Annotated in this window: 15 protein-coding genes and 1 pseudogene; 6 read left to right on the top strand and 10 right to left on the bottom strand. The window is 38.0% G+C overall.

Annotation, left to right across the window (positions count from 1 at the left end):
* Window positions 1-231 precede the first annotated feature (231 nt).
* Complete coding sequence (yaaA, locus tag B5E95_RS08970; protein ID WP_087176815.1) at window positions 232-1,014, bottom strand: peroxide stress protein YaaA; 783 nt, start codon at window positions 1,012-1,014, stop codon at window positions 232-234.
* A gap of 58 nt (window positions 1,015-1,072) precedes the next feature.
* Between yaaA and B5E95_RS08975 the strand changes: the two genes are divergently transcribed.
* Window positions 1,073-1,717: a hypothetical protein gene (locus B5E95_RS08975; protein ID WP_087236331.1), complete on the top strand. Its 645-nt coding sequence runs from the start codon at window positions 1,073-1,075 to the stop codon at window positions 1,715-1,717.
* Between the two features lie 31 nt (window positions 1,718-1,748).
* Here B5E95_RS08975 and B5E95_RS08980 read toward each other — a convergent pair whose 3' ends face one another.
* Window positions 1,749-2,543, bottom strand: a complete 795-nt coding sequence (locus B5E95_RS08980) for a DUF4931 domain-containing protein (RefSeq protein WP_025005926.1) — start codon at window positions 2,541-2,543, stop codon at window positions 1,749-1,751.
* A gap of 158 nt (window positions 2,544-2,701) precedes the next feature.
* Between B5E95_RS08980 and B5E95_RS08985 the strand changes: the two genes are divergently transcribed.
* Together B5E95_RS08985 and B5E95_RS08990 are read left to right on the top strand one after the other, a co-directional pair.
* On the top strand, window positions 2,702-3,910 hold the full coding sequence (locus B5E95_RS08985) for a L,D-transpeptidase family protein (RefSeq protein ID WP_087236333.1): 1,209 nt from the start codon (window positions 2,702-2,704) through the stop codon (window positions 3,908-3,910).
* 89 nt (window positions 3,911-3,999) lie between these two features.
* Entirely contained in the window at window positions 4,000-4,194 is a 195-nt protein-coding gene (locus tag B5E95_RS08990) for a hypothetical protein (protein ID WP_087176819.1), read from the top strand.
* 38 nt (window positions 4,195-4,232) lie between these two features.
* On the opposite strand, the gene B5E95_RS08995 is transcribed toward B5E95_RS08990, so the two are convergent.
* Window positions 4,233-5,726 (bottom strand): peptide MFS transporter, encoded by a 1,494-nt coding sequence (locus tag B5E95_RS08995; RefSeq protein WP_087176820.1) that lies wholly within the window; start codon window positions 5,724-5,726, stop codon window positions 4,233-4,235.
* A 228-nt stretch (window positions 5,727-5,954) separates the two neighbouring features.
* Complete coding sequence (locus tag B5E95_RS09000) at window positions 5,955-8,489, bottom strand: M1 family metallopeptidase (RefSeq protein ID WP_087236335.1); 2,535 nt, start codon at window positions 8,487-8,489, stop codon at window positions 5,955-5,957.
* 210 nt (window positions 8,490-8,699) lie between these two features.
* On the opposite strand from B5E95_RS09000, the gene B5E95_RS09005 reads away from it, so the two are divergent.
* Together B5E95_RS09005 and B5E95_RS09015 are read left to right on the top strand one after the other, a co-directional pair.
* Window positions 8,700-9,062 carry an aggregation-promoting factor C-terminal-like domain-containing protein gene (locus B5E95_RS09005; RefSeq protein ID WP_087236344.1) on the top strand — a complete coding sequence of 121 codons (363 nt, stop codon included), beginning with the start codon at window positions 8,700-8,702 and terminating at the stop codon, window positions 9,060-9,062.
* A 160-nt stretch (window positions 9,063-9,222) separates the two neighbouring features.
* Window positions 9,223-10,446 (top strand): RNA-guided endonuclease TnpB family protein, encoded by a 1,224-nt coding sequence (locus B5E95_RS09015; RefSeq protein ID WP_087236337.1) that lies wholly within the window; start codon window positions 9,223-9,225, stop codon window positions 10,444-10,446.
* A 92-nt stretch (window positions 10,447-10,538) separates the two neighbouring features.
* Here the strand turns inward: B5E95_RS09015 and B5E95_RS09020 are convergent, their stop codons facing one another.
* Window positions 10,539-11,519, bottom strand: a complete 981-nt coding sequence (locus B5E95_RS09020; RefSeq protein ID WP_025006412.1) for a hypothetical protein — start codon at window positions 11,517-11,519, stop codon at window positions 10,539-10,541.
* Between the two features lie 147 nt (window positions 11,520-11,666).
* Here B5E95_RS09020 and B5E95_RS09025 point away from each other — a divergent pair, with 147 nt between their 5' ends.
* Entirely contained in the window at window positions 11,667-12,914 is a 1,248-nt protein-coding gene (locus B5E95_RS09025; protein ID WP_087236339.1) for an MFS transporter, read from the top strand.
* Window positions 12,915-13,368: 454 nt separating this feature from the next.
* Here B5E95_RS09025 and B5E95_RS09030 read toward each other — a convergent pair.
* The 5 genes and pseudogenes from B5E95_RS09030 to B5E95_RS09055 form a co-directional block, all read right to left on the bottom strand.
* Window positions 13,369-13,646: pseudogene (locus tag B5E95_RS09030) on the bottom strand (IS30 family transposase); the annotation flags it as partial.
* Window positions 13,634-15,559, bottom strand: a complete 1,926-nt coding sequence (gene tet(W), locus B5E95_RS09035) for a tetracycline resistance ribosomal protection protein Tet(W) (RefSeq protein ID WP_087236340.1) — start codon at window positions 15,557-15,559, stop codon at window positions 13,634-13,636. The pseudogene B5E95_RS09030 and the gene tet(W), both read right to left, overlap by 13 nt.
* Window positions 15,560-16,345: 786 nt before the next feature.
* The gene (locus tag B5E95_RS09045) at window positions 16,346-17,014 is read right to left on the bottom strand and encodes a multidrug ABC transporter permease (protein ID WP_233185891.1); all 669 of its coding nucleotides are present in this window, start codon (window positions 17,012-17,014) and stop codon (window positions 16,346-16,348) included.
* 80 nt (window positions 17,015-17,094) lie between these two features.
* The gene (locus B5E95_RS09050; protein ID WP_239464623.1) at window positions 17,095-17,742 is read right to left on the bottom strand and encodes an ABC transporter ATP-binding protein; all 648 of its coding nucleotides are present in this window, start codon (window positions 17,740-17,742) and stop codon (window positions 17,095-17,097) included.
* 116 nt (window positions 17,743-17,858) lie between these two features.
* Window positions 17,859-18,695 (bottom strand): hypothetical protein, encoded by an 837-nt coding sequence (locus B5E95_RS09055; protein WP_143437582.1) that lies wholly within the window; start codon window positions 18,693-18,695, stop codon window positions 17,859-17,861.
* Between the last annotated feature and the right edge of the window lie 135 nt (window positions 18,696-18,830).

Raw genomic sequence — 18,830 nt, forward strand, 5'->3', positions numbered from 1 at the left:
TAGACAAAGCGTTGCGCATCATAGTTCAACTTAATGATTTTCTTTTGCTTAGAACTAGGATAAAAGCGAAGCTTAACGCCAAAATGATAGGCTAAGCTGCTCATTCTTTTCATGATTTCGCCTCCTCATAGATTAGATATTTATATTTTACAGGGAAGTCGAACGTATGTCTCTATTTTTAGAATAAAAAAAGCTGACTGCTAGGTCAGCTTGGCCCTATCCATCCCCGCATTAAAATACGGGGATTTTCGGGCGTTTTTCATTAAAATCAAAGTTAGTTCTAAAGACATAATGATCTGATGAACTAACTTCGGGCACAAATTGGAATTCAAAATCATGAAAATCTCGCAACTCTGTGGGATTTTTTATTTGGTTTTCGGCAATGAAGCGCACCATTTCACCGCGTGCCATCTTGGCATGAACACCTACAGTTTTCCATTGATCATTTTTTAATTCTTGAAAATCAATGGTAATCATTTTTCGATTTTCGTTTAAATACGGCTTAACCAACCGCATATATTGCTTGGAAGCTAGATTAATGACTGTGTCATCATCTTTAAACAGACTTTCAGCAATAGCATCACCCCAGAAATGGTACAAGCTATAATCAATAAAACCTTTCATCTTGGTATTAAGTTCTAAACGATATGGGCAAACACCATCAAAAGGTCTAAGCATCCCGTAAAAGCCAGATAAAATACGCAAATTTTTTTGAATATAATCAAGCGCTGGCTGAGTAAACAAATCCGGCGCCATATATTGGTATTGAATGCCTGAAAAAGCCAAAATAGCAGGCGTTAATCGTTCATCCAAATTCATATTCTTTAGCTGCTCGATACTCTGCTCTGTCACCTTTTTACTAGCATGCCATAACTCGGTTAATTGGTCTTCAGAACGCGATTTTAAAAATTTCTCCAGTACTTTAGTCTTATCCAAAAATTCAGGTTTAGACTCAACTAGAAAAGAATCACGATCAATTTTCATAATTTTTGCGGGTGCAATAATAATTTTCATTTTTAGATTTCACTTCTTTAGGTTAAACTTAACTAGTAATTAATAAGGAGGAAAAATGATGAATCCTGATTTTGCAATTGTCTTAAATTTTAAAATAAACGGAAATGCGGATGCGGACTTTTTAGTCAAAACTGCTAGAAACATTGGTGCACGTGCCGTGATAACCAATGCTCAAAAAGACGATTTTAAAGAAGCTTGCAGCAAATATACTATTTTTCTAGCTGACGAAGCAGACGGTGTCGATTTAAACAGTGATGGTGTAATTGACACTATTGTTACTAATCGTCAAAATGGCAAAAATACTATCATTAACATCCCTGTAACCGACGGTAAATTTGACGATACTACTCAAAAGTTGCTTGATACCATTAATTCTTGGATGCACTTATTTGGTCATGCTTTAAATGAAGGCAAAAGTAGCACTCTTGAAAGCAACAATGGTTTTATTTTAGAGAATCGGCACGCAGATTACCAAAAATATGTTTTTGTAAAACGACCACTCCCTGAAAAAATTGAGGTTACCGGTTTAACTCAAGAACCTAACCGCGTTGAATGGATCGATCACAGAACTGATCTTGATTTTACTTTTAAAGACAGTAAATTGATCATCAATCTTACTGAACCAGAAAGTGATTTAGCTTGGCAAGTTTTGCGTATCCAAGCACATCGTCCAGAAGACGACATCATTCACACTGAATTCTAACAAAAAACCTTCTCGCAATGAGAAGTTTTTTTTAGTTAATCTTCGATCCATTATCATAGAATTTTCTAAAGCGATGAGCTTCTTTGTCTAAAGTGATCTCATCATTTACTTGAGATAATTTATAGCCCACAAAATACGGAGGAGCCTCAAAACGGGTAATATATTTAGCACAAACACCACCATCTTCGCGTGGATAGAAGAACAAATTGTATGAATCACATCTGCCATTGTACATGATATTAAGCAAGTATTTAGCACCGCTCTGAATCCAATCTGCCCATAGGTCAATACTATCCTTAGTTAAAAGATTAATATTTAATTCTGTATATCCTTGTACGGGGTGTTCGGCAATATTGACTTCTACCCCATTTTCATCAAAAAGCGTTTCACCTTCAAAATTATTAGGGTGAATATATTTATAGCCATCTTCATGCTCAAGGCCCACAATCTGCATGTGTGGGTGAATCAAAGAACCGCCTGAATGCGGACCATAGTTTTTATACCAAACAACGGTCTGATAATCTTTATTAGCCGCCATTTTTTCAAAACATGCAAGGCTAAACCGCATCAATTTACGATTATGCTCTTTAGTATAAATACTAATATCACCATGGTGATCGCTTGATTCAATTAATACGGTCTGATTAGTATCACGCAGAGTAGGATATTTATTTTTCAGCCAAATCATGTCATCTTCTTTTTGATAAATATCAGTTAAATTAGCTACATCACAAAATGGACAAACCCTCTTCTTTTTGTCCTTACGGTAAGACTGCGGCTTATCTTTTGCAATATTCATTTGAAAAACAAGTGGATCATTATTCATATTTTCCCTTAAAGTCTGTTAAAATTAATAACGTATATTATTCTGAAAATATTATTCTGAAAGTATTATATAGTAACTTTACTAAGATAAAAATAGTTGCTATACTGTTTCAAAGCAAACACTTATTCGAAAATCTAATGAGATAGGTATTTGATAAAATGCAATCTAGAACGGAACTTAGAAAACATAATAATCGAAATAATCTCTATTTAATAATTATCGGCGTAATTGTCATAATTGCAATTATTGGTGGTGTGATTTTTTACAATAAGAAGGTAGAAAGCGAACAACGTGAGCGTGCCTTTGCTTCTACTCACTTCAATCCTAATGTTACAATCTATGGCGTTATGGTCGGCAAATTAACAGTTAATAAAGCTACAGCGAAGATTAACGAAAAAGCTGATAATGTCATCTTTTTAAGAAATAAAAAAATAGTTTCTGAAAGGGATGCAAATATTCAAACTGTTGATAAGCAAACTGTTAAAGAATATTTTGACAAGCAACATACAGATTTGATTAATAATCAAAAATATACTTATAACTCTACAGCTCTAAGCGAAGCAAAAGAAAAACTGAAGAAGATGCAAAGCGCTTCTGTAACTTATAATATCGCTGGTAAAAAATACACCTTAAAAGCTGAAGACTTAATTGGTGAAGTTACTTATAAGGATGGTAAGTATAAGTTCACTGATGTCAAAAACTTAACTAACAAACTTCATGACATCAATAAAGAAGTCCAAACGTTGAAAAAGAGCTATAAATTTATGGTACCTGTAGGCAATAAGGCTAAAGGCAAAACGGTCACTGTAACTAACGAAAGTTATGGTTGGGGCGTTTATGTAAAGAAAGCCCAAGCTGCTATAGAAAAGGCATTTATCGATGGTACTACAGAACTTGATGGCAGCAAATACATTTATGGCGATGGCTACAGTACTTATGCTCATGGTTATGGCAAGAGCAACAACGGTATCGGGAATAATTATGTTGTCGTTTCGATTAAAAACCAAGAATTATGGGTCGTTCGCAAAGGACGCGTTGTTGTTCATTTAAACGATGTAGTTACTGGTACTTTAGAGGGTGGAAAAGGCAACCAAACTCCAAAGGGTGTTTGGTACATCATGTATAAAGAGTCACCTAGCGTTTTACGCGGTTTCAATGACGACGGCTCCAAATACGCATCTAAAGTTCAATACTGGATGCCATTTACTTTAAGCGGCTGTGGTTTGCACGACGCTAGCTGGAGAAATGATTGGAGTAAGACTGCATACCTTCAAGGCGGCTCACATGGATGTGTTAACATTCGTCCTGCTGAAATTAGAAGCGTATGGAACAATGTTTCTACTAATGATGCCGTAATTGTTTACTAAGAAAATAAAAATAATGCTATTCAAATTTGAATGGCATTATTTTTTTGCGTAAAATTAGACATAAAGATATAGATTTTTGAGAGGTTTTTATGTTAATAATCGGAATCATTTGCTTAGTTATGGCGGCAATTTCATATTTAAGATGTTTAAGTATTAAGAACAATAACGCGAAAAAAGATAATACTAAAACTAATGAAGCTAAATGGCAACGTAGTTTGGCAATTATTTTCTTAATCTTTGGTATTTTACTAGTAGTTTATAGCATCTATTTACGTAGATTTTAAAAATGACGTGAGATTATTCCCACGTCATTTTTCATATTCTAATGTACGCCTTCCATTAAGACGTTAATCTTCTTAATTAAAACAAACATAATAATCCCGAATACTACACTGACTACACCAACAGCCATGAAGTATGGCACTTCTGTTTTAGTTGAATAAAACTTAACGATTTGGGCATTAATTGCTTGTCCTGTCGCATCGGCCATAAACCACATACTCATCATCTGTGAGCGGAATGCATTTGGAGCAAGTTTGGTTGTAATTGACAAGCCAATTGGTGAAATCAACATTTCGGCAATTTCAACGATAAACCATGAACCTACAAGCCAGAATGGACTTACTCTACCACTTGTACCAAAGAGCATACCTGGAAGAGCCATCCACATGTATGAAAGCCCAGCAAAGACAAGACCTGCCGCAAATTTCCCCGGTGCAGTTGGCTGCTTCTTCCAGTGTTCCCATAGCCATACAAATACTGGTGTCAAAATCATGATAAATAATGGGTTAAGAGATTGGAAGTTAGCCGCAGTAAAGTGCCAACCGCCGATATGTAAAACAGTTCTTTGTTCCGCAAATAATGCTAAAACAACTGAACCTGATTCTTCTATTCCCCAGAAAATAGCTGCGGCGAAGAATAATGGAATATATGCCTTAACTCTCGAACGTTCAATCTTAGTAACCTTTGAACTGCGAAGCATCATTACGAAGTAGTAAATTGGCAATGCAATAGCCAAGATGGTTAATAAGGTAATTACATTATCAACATTTAATTGTCCTACTCCAGCCATAACGGCTAAAACTGCAGCAATTGCAACGATAATAATGACAACCCACTTGATTACGTTAAGCAAATCGCCTTTATCAATAGGATCATTAGGTGTCAAACTTTCAGTTGATAGATATTTCTTTCCGCCAAGTACATATTGTACTAAACCAAAGAACATACCAACTGCAGCTAATGAAAATCCTGCATGGAAGTTCAACTGGCTACCAAAGATATGGAAGCCAAAGCCTTCAGCTGCCCATGGAACAAGCCATGGAGCGATGAAGGAACCTAAGTTAATTCCGAAAACAAAAATACTAAAGCCGGCGTCACGACGGCGATCTTCAACAGAATAAAGACCACCAACCATATCAGACACATTTGGCTTTAACAATCCAGTTCCCACAACAATTAAAGCGATCGAACTGTATAACGCCGCTACACCAGCTGGCAAAGCTAAAACGATGTGTCCCAACATAATAAGCACACCGCCGTAAAAGACTGTTTTTCTAGAGCCCCATACTCTGTCAGAAAGCCAGCCTCCGACTAACGTTGATAAGTAAACAAGCGAACCATAGATTGACATGATTGAAGCAGCAGTAGTTTGAGACATTCCCAAACCACCTTTGGTAACTGCGTAGTACATGTAGAACAATAAGATAGCCCGCATGCCGTAGTAACTGAAACGCTCCCACATCTCAGTAAAGAATAAAGTGGACAAGCCCTTTGGCTGTCCAAAGAATGCTGTATTTGAATCTCGTTTACCCAAAGAAAAACTCCCTTCTTAATCTAAGGTAAGCAATAAAAATAATTATACCACGAAAAATAAGGACCTATCCTATTTACAGATAGATCCTTATTTCTTTACAAAAAAAGCGGTCATACGACCGCCCACGCTTTGCATGACTAAAGTCACGTTTAGCATACTCTTTTTCTCATTTGTATTCTTCTGCATGAATTGCATTTAGTTCTTCATGAACACTTACAATTATATTACCTAATCAATTGCCTTAGCAACTGCATCATTAACAGCATCTTTTTCAGCTTCGATCAAGTTAACCTTACTTTCGATAACCTTAACATCCATCTTAATTTCACGACTAAGAAGTGGAACATTAATCTTTGGTTCAAAGAATTCCTTGAATTCCTTAAGTCTTGCTGGAGTGTGGAAGACACCTGTAGTAACAGTGATAAATGTAGCAAATTCCATGTCACCACCAACAGTCTTGTCAAGCCAATTCCAGTCTTCTCTGATCCAGTCCCAAGCTGCTTGTTGACCATGATGGTTAGCAAGTAAACCACGGTACCAACCACGTAAGTCTTGTGGCTTAACTACGTCAGCATTTTCAAAGTCGCCAACAATAGTCTTGATAGCTGCAGGATCTTTGGTGCTGGTTACAGCGCTGCGTAAGTCAACCTTGTATGATGGATCAGCTGTTCTTTGGTATTCCTTGATTAACTTATCAACTAATTCAGCATTGCCAAAGTTCTTTACTTCGTTAATCAAAACGTATGGACGAACATCTGCATTCAATGCTTCTAAGTTATCTTCATTTTCAGTAAAGATTTGGTGAGCTGCCTTAATTGAGTCTGCATTTTCAGCGTAAAGGCTGGCACTCAATTCGTATGGACGAATTTGAACATCTTCATCGCTTTCGCCTGGCTTTACTTCCCAGCCTAAACGTGCAACTTGATCCTTTGATAAGAGGTCATAAAGTTTCTTCAAGTTCTTTTCTTCATCTGATTCTGGTTCAACGAATTGACGAAGCTTAGCTGCAGTAGTGTAAAGTGCGTTAATTACCAAACTTGACTTAGAATCAGCAAATTTAACCAAAAGTGGAACAATTGAAGCGTAAGAAATTTGCTTACCTTCTGCCAAGAGACGTAAGTCTTGGAGCAATTGCAACTTGTCAATTGGGTCCAATTCATTAACATCTGCCAAGATATCATCAAGCAAAGTCTTATCATACTTAACGATGAAGTGTGAGTTGTTGCCAACATTAAGTCTAAGTGGGTGCCCTGCTTCTTCACGAAGTACCTTGTAGTTGCCTAAGTCGATTTCCTTTTCAGACATAATCTTAGGTGCGTCAAAGTTAGCATTCAATGGAATTTGCCATTGTCTACCCTTGTCTTCACCTTCACCGATAAAGAATTGCTTTTGAGTAAGCTTCAAGTGACCGTCTTCATCAATAAATGCGTTAACTACAGGGTAACCTGGTTGCTTAAGCCATGAGTGCATAATCTTACCGATATCAAGATCAGTTGCAGTTGAAAGTGCATCCCAAAGATCATCACCAGTAGCATTGCCAAACTTGTGATGGTCGAAGTAGTACTTAAGGCCCTTGCGAAGTGCGTCGTCACCAAGAAGTGAACGAACCATGACTAACATTCTTGAACCCTTAGCGTAAACGATGGCACCGTCAAAGACTGAGTCAATATCTGCTGGGTCATTAATTTCCATTTGAATTGGTTGAACACCATCAGTAGCATCTCTGTTCAATGCAGATGCAGCTTCACTAGTTTGGAACATTTCCCAGATGTGCCAGTCAGGTTCCAAACCATCAACTGATAAGTATTCCATCATGTTGGCAAAACTTTCGTTAAGCCATAAGTTGTCCCACCACTTCATGGTTACTAAGTCACCGAACCATTGGTGAGCTAATTCGTGGGTAATAACTGTAGCAACTAACTTCTTCATTTCTAAGCTAGTGTTGTCTGGATCAAGGAGTAAGTAAGCTTCACGGTAAGTTACAAGACCCCAGTTTTCCATGGCACCAGCTGAGAAGTCTGGTAATGCAAGTTGTAATGATTGTGGAAGTGGGTATTTAGTTTGGTAGAAGTCTTCGTAAAATTCAATTGCGCGCTTAGCAATATCTAGGCCAAAGTCCAATTCCTTAGGTTTGTGAGCCTTAGTTGCGTAAACACCAATCAAAACGCCATCCTTAGTGTGAGTAGTCTTTGATTGTAAGTCACCAAAGGCAAATGCGACAAGGTAGCTTGACATACGAACAGTTTCTTCAAAGTGGTGGTAGCCATCTTGGTCAACTTCAACTTCTGGCATGTTGGCAAGTGCAACTTCACCATCTTCTTCATCCCACTTAAGGGCAAGGGTGAAGGTAGCCTTAGCTTCTGGTTCATCAACACATGGAAATGCTTGACGAGCAAAAGTAGTTTCAAATTGCGTACCGATAATTTGCTTCTTCTTGCCTTCTAATTCGTAGTATGAAGGGTAAATACCCATCATAGTGTCGGTAAGTGGTGCGCTATAAGCAATTTCGATTACGGCTCTGCCAGTTACGCCAGTTTCAATCTTGATTGCTTCGTCTTTTTCAACTACTTCAAAATCAACGTCCTTGCCATCAACCTTAACGCTGTCGATGGTCATAAACTTTTGATTAATGAATACTGGGTTTTCAATTACATCACCAGTAATCGTTGAAGTACCATTAATAGTCTTATTCTTACGGTTTACGTTAATGCGTAAATCGTAATGTTCTGGGTGGAAAGTTTCATAAAAACGTTTAACTGCCATTTATTTTGCCTCCTATTAGCATAATTCACTCTAAATTTTACCAAAATATCAGTAAAAACGCTTAAAAAAGGCAATTTCTTCCTGATTGTAAGAGTGACGTTTTCGTTTTGTAACATTGCTGTCATATAGACCTTGTAATATATAAGCATAGTCATTAAGAAATATATAAATTTTTTAAAAATAAGTTTTAATAAGGAATGAATGAGATCAATGAGTAAACAAGTTAAATCTACTTTAGTTAAAATTTTTGCTGCATTAGCACTTGCCTTTGCATGTGTTGCAGTTGCACAAACTTTCGCTAACGATTCTACTAGCCAAAATGTTCAAGCTGCTAAGAAGAAAATGTCTAAAAAAGAAAAAGCAGCTAAGAGATGGATCGCAATGCGTGAATCAGGCGGTAGCTACACTGCTAGAAACGGTTCATGTTACGGTAAGTACCAATTAAGCATCGGCTACTTACACGGTGACTTATCACCAAAGAACCAAGAACGTACTGCTGATAGATACGTTTACGGTCGTTACGGTTCATGGGTTAACGCTAAGAGATTTTGGTTAGCACATAACTGGTACTAAAATTAATTTATTCCTTAATTTCCAAAAAAACAGCCTAGTCAAGTTGACTAAGCTGTTTTTTCTTTATTGATTAATTGCCGGAGAAAACACGGGATTTTAATCCCGTGATGAATCCGGCCTTTTTTAGTTTTTTGCTTGTTCCTCCTTCTTTCTTAAACATATGTTTGGCATAATCTCAAAAAGAAAGGAGGGAACAAATGTGCTAAAAGGGATCAAGTTAAGACTCTATCCTAATAAAACTCAACAAAACCAGCTTGAGCAGATGTTTGACAATGATCGCTTTGTTTGGAATCAAATGCTGGCTATGATGAATGAGCGCTATCAGAATAATAAGGATTTGCCTTTCTTGGGTAAATTTAAGCTGAATTATCTGCTTAAGCCGCTTAAAAAAGAATATCCTTTTTTGAAAAACAGCGATTCTTCAAGCTTGCAGGTAGTTAATGAATTTCTAACTCAGTCTTGGAAGAACTTCTTTCAAGATAAAAGTGGTCAAATTGGCAAGCCTCGTTTTCATTCACGCAAGTATCTGAAAAGGTCTTATACTGGTAAATCGACTATCAGAATTGCAGGTAAAAGATATTTAAAGATTCCTAAATTAGGCTGTGTCAAAACCAGCAAGACTGGAGTTTTGCAAGATGTTAAGATTAAGCGCTACACTGTTCTGCTTGAACCAACAGGAAAATATTATTTGTCTCTACAGGTAGAAATATCTGAACCAGAGAAGTACAGCTTAACTGGCAAACAAGTTGGAATTGATGTTGGCGTAGCTGATTTAGCAATTCTATCTAATGGTTTAAAGTACTCTAGTTTTGACAGTTCTTATTTTGAAAAGAAAGCTAGAATTTGGCAGAAAAAGTATTCTCGACGTAGACATTTAGCTAAATTACTAGTTTTACAAGATAAGAATAAAAGGGTACTTTGTCCTAGAAGCTTAGAGAGTTGCACTAATTGGCAAAAAGCACAAAAGTCAAAAGCCAGATGCCAAGCAAAAATAGCTAATCAGCGCAGAGATTACCTGCATAAATTAACTACGCATTTAGTTAAGCAATATGATGTAATTGCAATTGAAGATTTGAAAACCAAGAATCTTCAGAAAAATCATCACTTAGCCAAATCAATTGCCAATGCTTCATGGCGAATGTTTAGACAAATGCTGGAGTATAAGTGTGAATGGTATGGGAAAAAGCTAGTTGCAGTTGATCCTAAGAATACTTCCAGAATTTGTTCAAAATGTGGCTATAACAGTGGTGCTAAGCCATTAGAGATTCGTGAATGGACCTGTTCTAAGTGTCAAACTAAGCATGACCGAGATATTAATGCGGCAGTTAATATCTTGCATAAAGCAAAGCTAAATGGTCAGGGACTGGCCACGGTAACAAGCTGAGTTCCGTGAGTTAGGTATTTGAATAATTCAATGTAAGATCCTAAACACTACTCAGTGTTCCCAGAAATCCGGCACTTCAGTGTCGGTGTAGTTCATTCAAAATGATCTTGTTTAATTACCCGGTAGGTTGCAATTATTAATACCAGGATCGAGCAAGCCATTCCTACGTAGGCCATCGTCCCAATGTGAACAGCATTATTAGCCGCTTCTCTTGCCAGTTGGTTTTCCATAGCATAACCAACTACCCATTTACGCATTAAAACAGGAGTTAAGATAAAACTAAATGTGGTAATCAATGAAGTAATCAAAGTCACATTTCTAGAATATGGTTCTTTAAAAAATTGTGCTAATACACAAAAAGCTGGAGCAATCATCAAAAGCATGATCCACATAATAATCCAGCGACCAGAACTACTATTCATCATTTGCGCACTATTTGTGGCATAACGGTATGAACTCCAGAGCTGACCACCAGTGACTGTATTTAGTAAACTCAAAAAGTATGATCCTTGTTGACCATAATAGCCACCATTATTAGACAATACTCCTTGAATAATTTGGAAACTATCGGTTGACCCTGCCGATGAAAAGTCGACAGTTACCACTTGCTTCATATAGGTAGCTAAAAACATAGTAACTGAGCCACCTAATTCTAAAGCTCTCAGCATACTTAATTTTCTTGAAGCTTTTAGATGAAATTCAAGACTAAGTACTTGATGGGGATGATGACTGTGGCCGATGACGTATATTCCAACAATTACAACTGCCAATAAGATTAATAATCCCCACCATAATTTGATCATGGCAAGAAATAGTGCCAAGACAATAATTGCAACTGAAATATATGGTCGATCAGAAAAGATTGTCCAGAAATTGAGCTTTACGTGATTATAATTTTCACGTGAAAGATCGATTTTGGTATTAGCAGCAGGTTTAGGATTGCTAATTTTTTTGCTTCTAAATTCTTCACGACTATTTACTCTACTTTTAGAATAATTGATTCGTGATCGATCAGCACCATCTTGTCCATGTTCCTTCTTCATACGATATTCTCGCCGCGACATGTGTGCCATAAAGATAACTCCCTTCTAGAACCATTATCGTAGCACATTATTTCATTAATAATCTTTTTATTATAAAAAATTGGAAAAATATTTAATTTTTTGTATGTGCTAAAATAAACATTAAAACTTATTCTTATTTTTGAAAGAGATGACACTTTGACTACTATTAAATCACGCAATCTGCCTGCAGGTTGGCATAAAGCTTTTTATACTCTGTGGTTAGGTTGCTTCATCACTGGGATGGGCTACTCAATGACTATGCCCTTTATCTCACTGTTTATTTCTGATTTAGGTAATTATTCTAAGCTGCAAATCAACTTATACTCTGGGCTGGCATTTGCTATGACCTTTATTGCCCAGGCAATAATTTCTCCATACTGGGGCAGCTTGGCTGACCGTAAAGGAAGAAAACTAATGTGTATGCGTGCATCCGGCGTTATGGCAATTACTATTACCTTGACTGGTTTTGCACCAAATGCGATTTATATCGTTGTCATGCGCTTCATTCAAGGGTCATTTTCTGGTTATATCAACAACGCTACGGCATTGATGGCCAGCGAAACGCCGCACGAACGTAGTGGATGGGTAATGAGTCAGATGATGACCGCTGGTACTGCTGGCAACTTGGTTGGTCCATTATTAGGTGGTGCCCTTTCTAGTTTCTTTGGCAATATCTTTGGCGGTGCATGGGGCTATCGTATTCCGTTCTTTATTACCGGTGTCTTGATGTTCATCGTATTTTTAGGAACAACATTCCTAGTTCATGAAGACTTTACTCCAATTTCTCGCGAAAAGATGAAGCCAATGGGCGAAATCATGAAGAGTTTGCCAAGTGTTAAATTAATTATCGTTATGTTCATCACTACGATGTTGGTTCAATCTTCAACTATGTCAATTGATCCTATCGTTTCATTATACGTAAAATCAATGATGCCTCATGGTTCTGATGTTGCATTTGTTGCTGGTATCGTAGCAGCAACGCCAGGACTTGGTACTTTGCTTGCTGCTTCTAAAATCGGTCATAAAATGGATGAAATTGGGCCATTACGCGTTTTGCGTGTCGGTTTAGTCATCGGCTTCATTTTATTTGCACCAATGGCTTTAACTAATAATCCGTGGATGCTTGCCTTCTTACGTTTCTTATTAGGTATTGCTAGTGCGGGAATGTTGCCTGCAGCTCAAACTGTCTTAACTCTGAATACTCCTAAAGAAAGTTTTGGTCGAATTTTTAGTTATAATCAGTCTTTCCAAGCAGTAGGTGCAGTACTTGGATCATTAATGGGTTCTGCCATTTCGGGTTTTTCAAACTATACGACTGTTTTCTGGGTAACCGGATTTACTTTATTATTGAACTTTATTTTAATTTTGATCTTCGCATGGGGTATTTCTTATCGAAATAAATAAGTAATCGCTTTCACTACTTTTACTTTTAATCCATAACTGAAACTTGAAAGCACTAAAACTAGCCGGATCCATATTGGATCTGGCTTTTTGTCTCTTAAATTAGTTTTTAAGCTGTCCGCAGCAGCTACTTTTGCATGAAAACCGGCAATAACTTAATAAAGTTGTCTAATATTTGTTCCACTGTGGCGGAGATCTCTGCTTTTACTTCTTTAAGAGCGATAAGCAGGTAGACCAATGCCTCTTCAAAGGCTAAATCAGGCAGCGCTTCATAATTATTTGTATAAATAATTTAAATAATTTTTTGAGTGCCACGCACAAAGTCTTAATAAAAATAAGGCCTATCAGCGGCTAAACGTGCTTTCACTGATAGACCTTATTCATAAATATTTGGTAGATTGCAAATTTAATCCGAATTTTTGGACAAATTTGTCAGCATAACCTGATACGGTGTTTGTCAGTCGAGTATTTTAAGCGGTCGCTGGTTAATTTGGAGTAACGTCATCGTTAAATCTTGAGCACTAATGTGCTCAAAACGAGTCCCTTTAGGATAAAAATAACGTAAATTCCGATTAAAACGTTCATTACTACCACGTTCAGCTGGAGTATAAGCATGGCAGTAATAAGTCTTAATACCATATTGTGATTCAAGTGATACTAGCCCACTAAACTCAGTGCCACGGTCCACAATAAAGCTCCATTAAAAGTGGTTAGGAACTTAGTTAGTGCTTCATTATCTTCTGAAACATATAGCGCACCTTGTCCAGGCGGCTGTTTGGACGGCGGGGCTGGATGACTGGCTTGCCGACAGCGGCCTGATACCCTTTCAGTTCTGTAAGGCATACGCTCTGCCCGTTGGTGTAAGAGGCCAGATCAGTACGGTATGCCTGTATACAGCGGGCGGGAATCTCGCCAGTAAAGACAACTTCATCCTTTTTTACCTGGACCGTTTCGATGGTGGCACAGTATTTCGGTGCATCATGATAAGCCCTGGAAAGATATTCCCGGGGCGCATAGAGGGTGAAGGAGAGATAAGGTTCCAGCAGTTGCGTCCCTGATTCCTTCAATGCCTGTTCCAATACAATCGGGGCCAATGAGCGGAAGTCCGCCGGCGTGCTGACCGGACTGTAATAAAGCCCGTATTCAAAGCAAATCTTACAGTCCGTTACGTTCCAGCCGAACAAGCCCTGCTCCAGCCCGTAACGGATACCATCCCTGACAGCGTTTTGAAAACTCTGGTTCAAGTATCCCAGCGAAACCCGGCTCTCGTATTGTACACCGGAGCCAAGCGGGAGTGGTGTAACAGACAGTCCGATGGATGCCCAAAACGGGTTGGGCGGCACCTCGATATGGATGGTGTGGCTGGCTGCTTTGAGCGGCCGCTCCATATAAATGACGGAGGGTTCCTTTACCACTGTTTCAAGCTTGTATTTTTCCGACAGCAAAGCGGAAACAACCTCCAACTGCACCCGGCCCAAAAAAGAAAGAATGATCTCATGGGTGATGGAATCCACCTCGCAGCGCAAAAGCGGGTCAGTATCCGCAAGTTGCGTAAGAGCGTCCAGCAGCCGTTCTCTTTGCGCTGCCGTTTTCGGCGCAATCGACGTCCGCAGCATGGGGAGGGGGTCCTCACGCCACCTTTTACGAGGGAGCCGGGTTGGGTCCCCTAATACATCGTTTAACCTCACGCTGTCGCTGGGAAGGATAACAATTTCACCCGGATAAGCGGTGTCTGTCCGAACAATTTCCCCTTTGGATGGAATACGCATCTCTGTGATTTTCAGCTTTTCTCTCCCGGCCAGGGCCACCGTATCCCGCAGGCGCAGCGTTCCGCTGTATAGCCGTAGATAGACACGCCGCTGGCCGCAATCTGTATACTCCACCTTGAAAACGCTGCCGCATAGGGCGGCGCTCCCCTGTTCCCCAATCGGTTGGAACAGCCCTGTCACCGCATCCATCAACGGTTGAATGCCAAGGCCCTTTTTGGCGCTGCCATAATAGACCGGGAACAGGGAGGCGTCTTGAACCCGCCGCTGTTCCTCCCGCACAAGTTTTTCCCGGCTGATTGGTTCTCCTGCGATATACTTTTCCAATAATTTATCGTTATTTTCGATGACCGCATCCCATGCTTCTATGTCGGTATTTTCCTCCAGGACTATTTCCGGGGACAGCGACACCGTCTGCTTGATGATAATATCGGCGGAGAGCTTATCCCGAACAGACTGAACCACGCTCTGCAAATCAACGCCAGCCTGGTCGATCTTGTTGATAAAGATAACGGTGGGAATGTTCATTTTCCGCAGGGCATGGAACAGAATACGGGTCTGGGCCTGCACGCCATCTTTAGCGGAGATCACCAAGATGGCCCCATCTAAAACAGCCAAAGAGCGGTACACCTCCGCCAAAAAATCCATGTGGCCGGGCGTATCCACAATGTTGACTTTACATCTGTGCCACTGGAAGGAAGTGACTGCCGCTTGAATGGTAATCCCACGCTGCCGCTCCAAAAACATGGTGTCCGTCCTCGTTGTCCCTTTTTCGACGCTCCCCGGTTCTGAAATGGCTCCGCTGGCATATAGCAGGCTATCCGTCAAGGTCGTCTTTCCAGCGTCTACATGGGCAAGAATTCCAATATTGATTATTTTCATGTGATTGTCCTCCCTTTACTGCCCCGAAGGGCATAAAAATCCCCAGCAGTAAAATACTTTTACCACTGGGGATGATAATTTGCGGACATACACATATACAGCATACACCTGTTTGTGAGTGCTGTTTTTGGGGATATGTCAAAATTGATAAGGCAAAAGTATTCTTAAATTGGGTACAAAAAACTAAGCCTCTACAAAAGGGACTATCATAATCCTTTGTTCCCACTATTTGATTATAGTTTTATTTAAGAATACCTTGCCGCATATTTTTTACTCCTTTTCTGGATTTGAATTATTATATCACATCAGTTTTAGGAAAACAAGTATCTAAAAGAAATTTTTCTTCCCCTTATATGTAACAATCATACCGGCTTCCTAACGTTCAGAATGGTTTCTACTGTCTGCTGCGGTGTTTGGTTGGAATTGTCCAGCCAAAAGCCGATCCGTGGTGTTGTCTGCATTTTACTAAATACAAATTCAATGTATACAGAAAGAAATATATAAGGAGTGGGAGGGATTCCGCCGTAGTCGGCATTGTAGGAAAATCCAAAAGTTTAGATTTTCTCAAAATGCTTATCTTTTGGTCTTTGGTTCGGAATAGTGTAGTGCTGGCGGTCTATCTATTGTTTTCGGTTGCTTGCTTCTTTACCGTACATGAGCATTGATTGCTGTATTGTAGATCAATTAATACCAATAACAAAAGATTAATAATAGGCAAAATTAAAAAATAAACAAATCGTGTTTTCCAATTTGCCAAAAATGAAAGTGAGGAAAATTGTGTTGCCATTAGATTATCTTCAACGTTCCTTTCTCTCGCGCTAAATCATTAATTTTTCTAACCATAACTAAAATTAACAATATCCAGATCAGCATACTGCAGATATAGGCCAAAATATTGGTCATATTCCCTGAATAAAGCAAAACCCTAACTGGCATAGTCATTGGCAAAAAATATTGTGATACTTCCATCAATGGTAGAGAAATCACTCTATTACCAAATAATCCTGTTAATAGTAAAATTGGAATATTAATCAACGCTTCGTAGACTAACGCGTTAGGAGTTAAGGTGAAGAAAGCCGCGATTAAAATATCCATTGTAGCTGCAGCAATCCAAAGCAAGATAACTATCCCAATGAATTTTAAATCAATTGTGCCCGTTGCTACTGAGAAGATTTTTGCTAAAAGAAATGACAAAGGAAAAGCAAGCAGGCCATAACTCGAAGCTGGTAAAAGAAGAGCAATCAAGGATGCTCGCTCATCATAGCGCGTGTTAATAATATAAGGAAGTGTTCCTTGAAAACGCTGATATCCTATACTTCCTGCAGCGGTAGTACATGAAGCCCATAAACCAAATACTGCACTTCTTATCCAGACCATTGGATCATTTAACCCATGATTAGCGTAAGCAATTGTGTACTGTAAAACGAAAATACTAACTGTACTAGTTATTGTCAACCAAAAGAAATACTGATTAGATATGTACAGCTTAAATTGAAACCAAAAAAGTCTTAAAAACCTCATTAATTCATCCCTTATTATTCTCTTCTAAGTTGTGGTGCTAAGGCAAGGTATGATTCTTCAAGTGTTGCTGGTCTATCAATTCGTTTAACTTTAGACAATTTCACAATATCTTGAACTGTACCTTTTGCGTGAACTTTGCCTGCACCTAATAAAACAATTTGATCTGCTAATGCTTCAACTTCTGACATCATGTGACTAGTTAACAAAATACTAATGTCATTTTGTGCTAAATTCTTAACTACATTTCTGATATTAGTAGCAATTTCTACATCTAAGCCATCAGTAGGTTCATCTAATAATAATAATTTAGGATTTCCTAGAAGTGCACGTGCAATGTGCATTCTTTGTTTCATTCCTTTAGAGAAAAATTGTACCTTTTTATTCATGTCATTACTTAAACTAACTAAATCAAGTACACGTTCTATTTCCGCTTTTTGCTTACGATAAGGTATTTTAGCCAAATCTGCAAAATATGAGAGATTCTGTTTAGCTGTAGCTCGACCGTAAAAGCCCAAGTCCCCACCAAAGGAAACTCCAATATTATCACGTAACCTGGTCTTAATAATATTCTGACCACCGACAATCACTGAGCCAGATGTGGGTAATAAATAACCGCCTACAATAGAGACAATAGTAGTTTTACCAGCACCGTTGGGGCCCAATAAGGCAGCAATTTCACCTTTTTTAATATTAAAAGAAACATCGTCTAACGCTACAAATTTTTTCCATTGTCATGATATACTTTTCGTAAATTTTGAATAGAGAGATAATTTGTCATTTATTTTCTGCTTCCTATATTTTCCTTCTTAAAAGATTTATCTAAAATCAATTGCGCCTCAGCTTTAGCCTCTTCTTTCATGCCTAATTTTATATAGCAACTAATCAGCATTTCTCTAGAAGCTTTTACTCCATCGAAGTTTCCAATATCTGCATGTTCATTAAGAGCTTCTTTAGATGTCATCAATGCATCATGATAATTTTTTAATAAATATTGAGTATAAGCCAAAATACTACATGCTTCAGCAACGTAACCTTTAGAATAAATTCTTACATGCTCTAAATTATTAATTGCAATATGGTAAGCTAATTTATAATCATGTTTTTGAATTTCTAATTGAACTAAATTAATAGCTACTTGTCCCTTATATCGTTCCGCTTGGCTTTTTCCTTTTATACTAGAACAAGTGGAAACATACTTATTAATTCTATCAGTTGCATTTACTAGTAGAGTTTTAGCCATTACTAATGAAAAACTATTTGGCTCCATTACAACTGCTAAACCCAACATATTATCGAATAATGCCATATACAGATCTTTATCTTTGGATCTAGGAATTTCTTTAGATATCAAAGTATATAGTAATTCTTGAGCGCCTTCATAATCATGAAATCTTTTAAGCTTAGTTATTATCAATCTATGGTAAGCTGTAATTACATGATTAATATCTCCTGCTCTCTGAATTGCCTTAGAAAAATATAAGTATGAATCTTTAGAGCCTTTACTTGCACATACAGTTCCACTATATATTAATGCATTATATGTTCCATGCTTTAGAATTTCACTTTTTCTTCTAGATACTATGTCAAAAACTGCATCAAAATTACCTGTTAACAAGATACAGGCATCCATAATGTTAGAAAATATTGGTTAAATATATCCACTTTATTTTATTTGAATACATTTTCCTATCTTATCTTCGTTTATTAATATCTGCTTTCAACCTTTTTAGCACACTCCCAAACTTTTGCT

Origin of the sequence: Lactobacillus gallinarum, from assembly GCF_002160635.1 — a bacterium.
GTDB lineage: Bacteria > Bacillota > Bacilli > Lactobacillales > Lactobacillaceae > Lactobacillus > Lactobacillus gallinarum.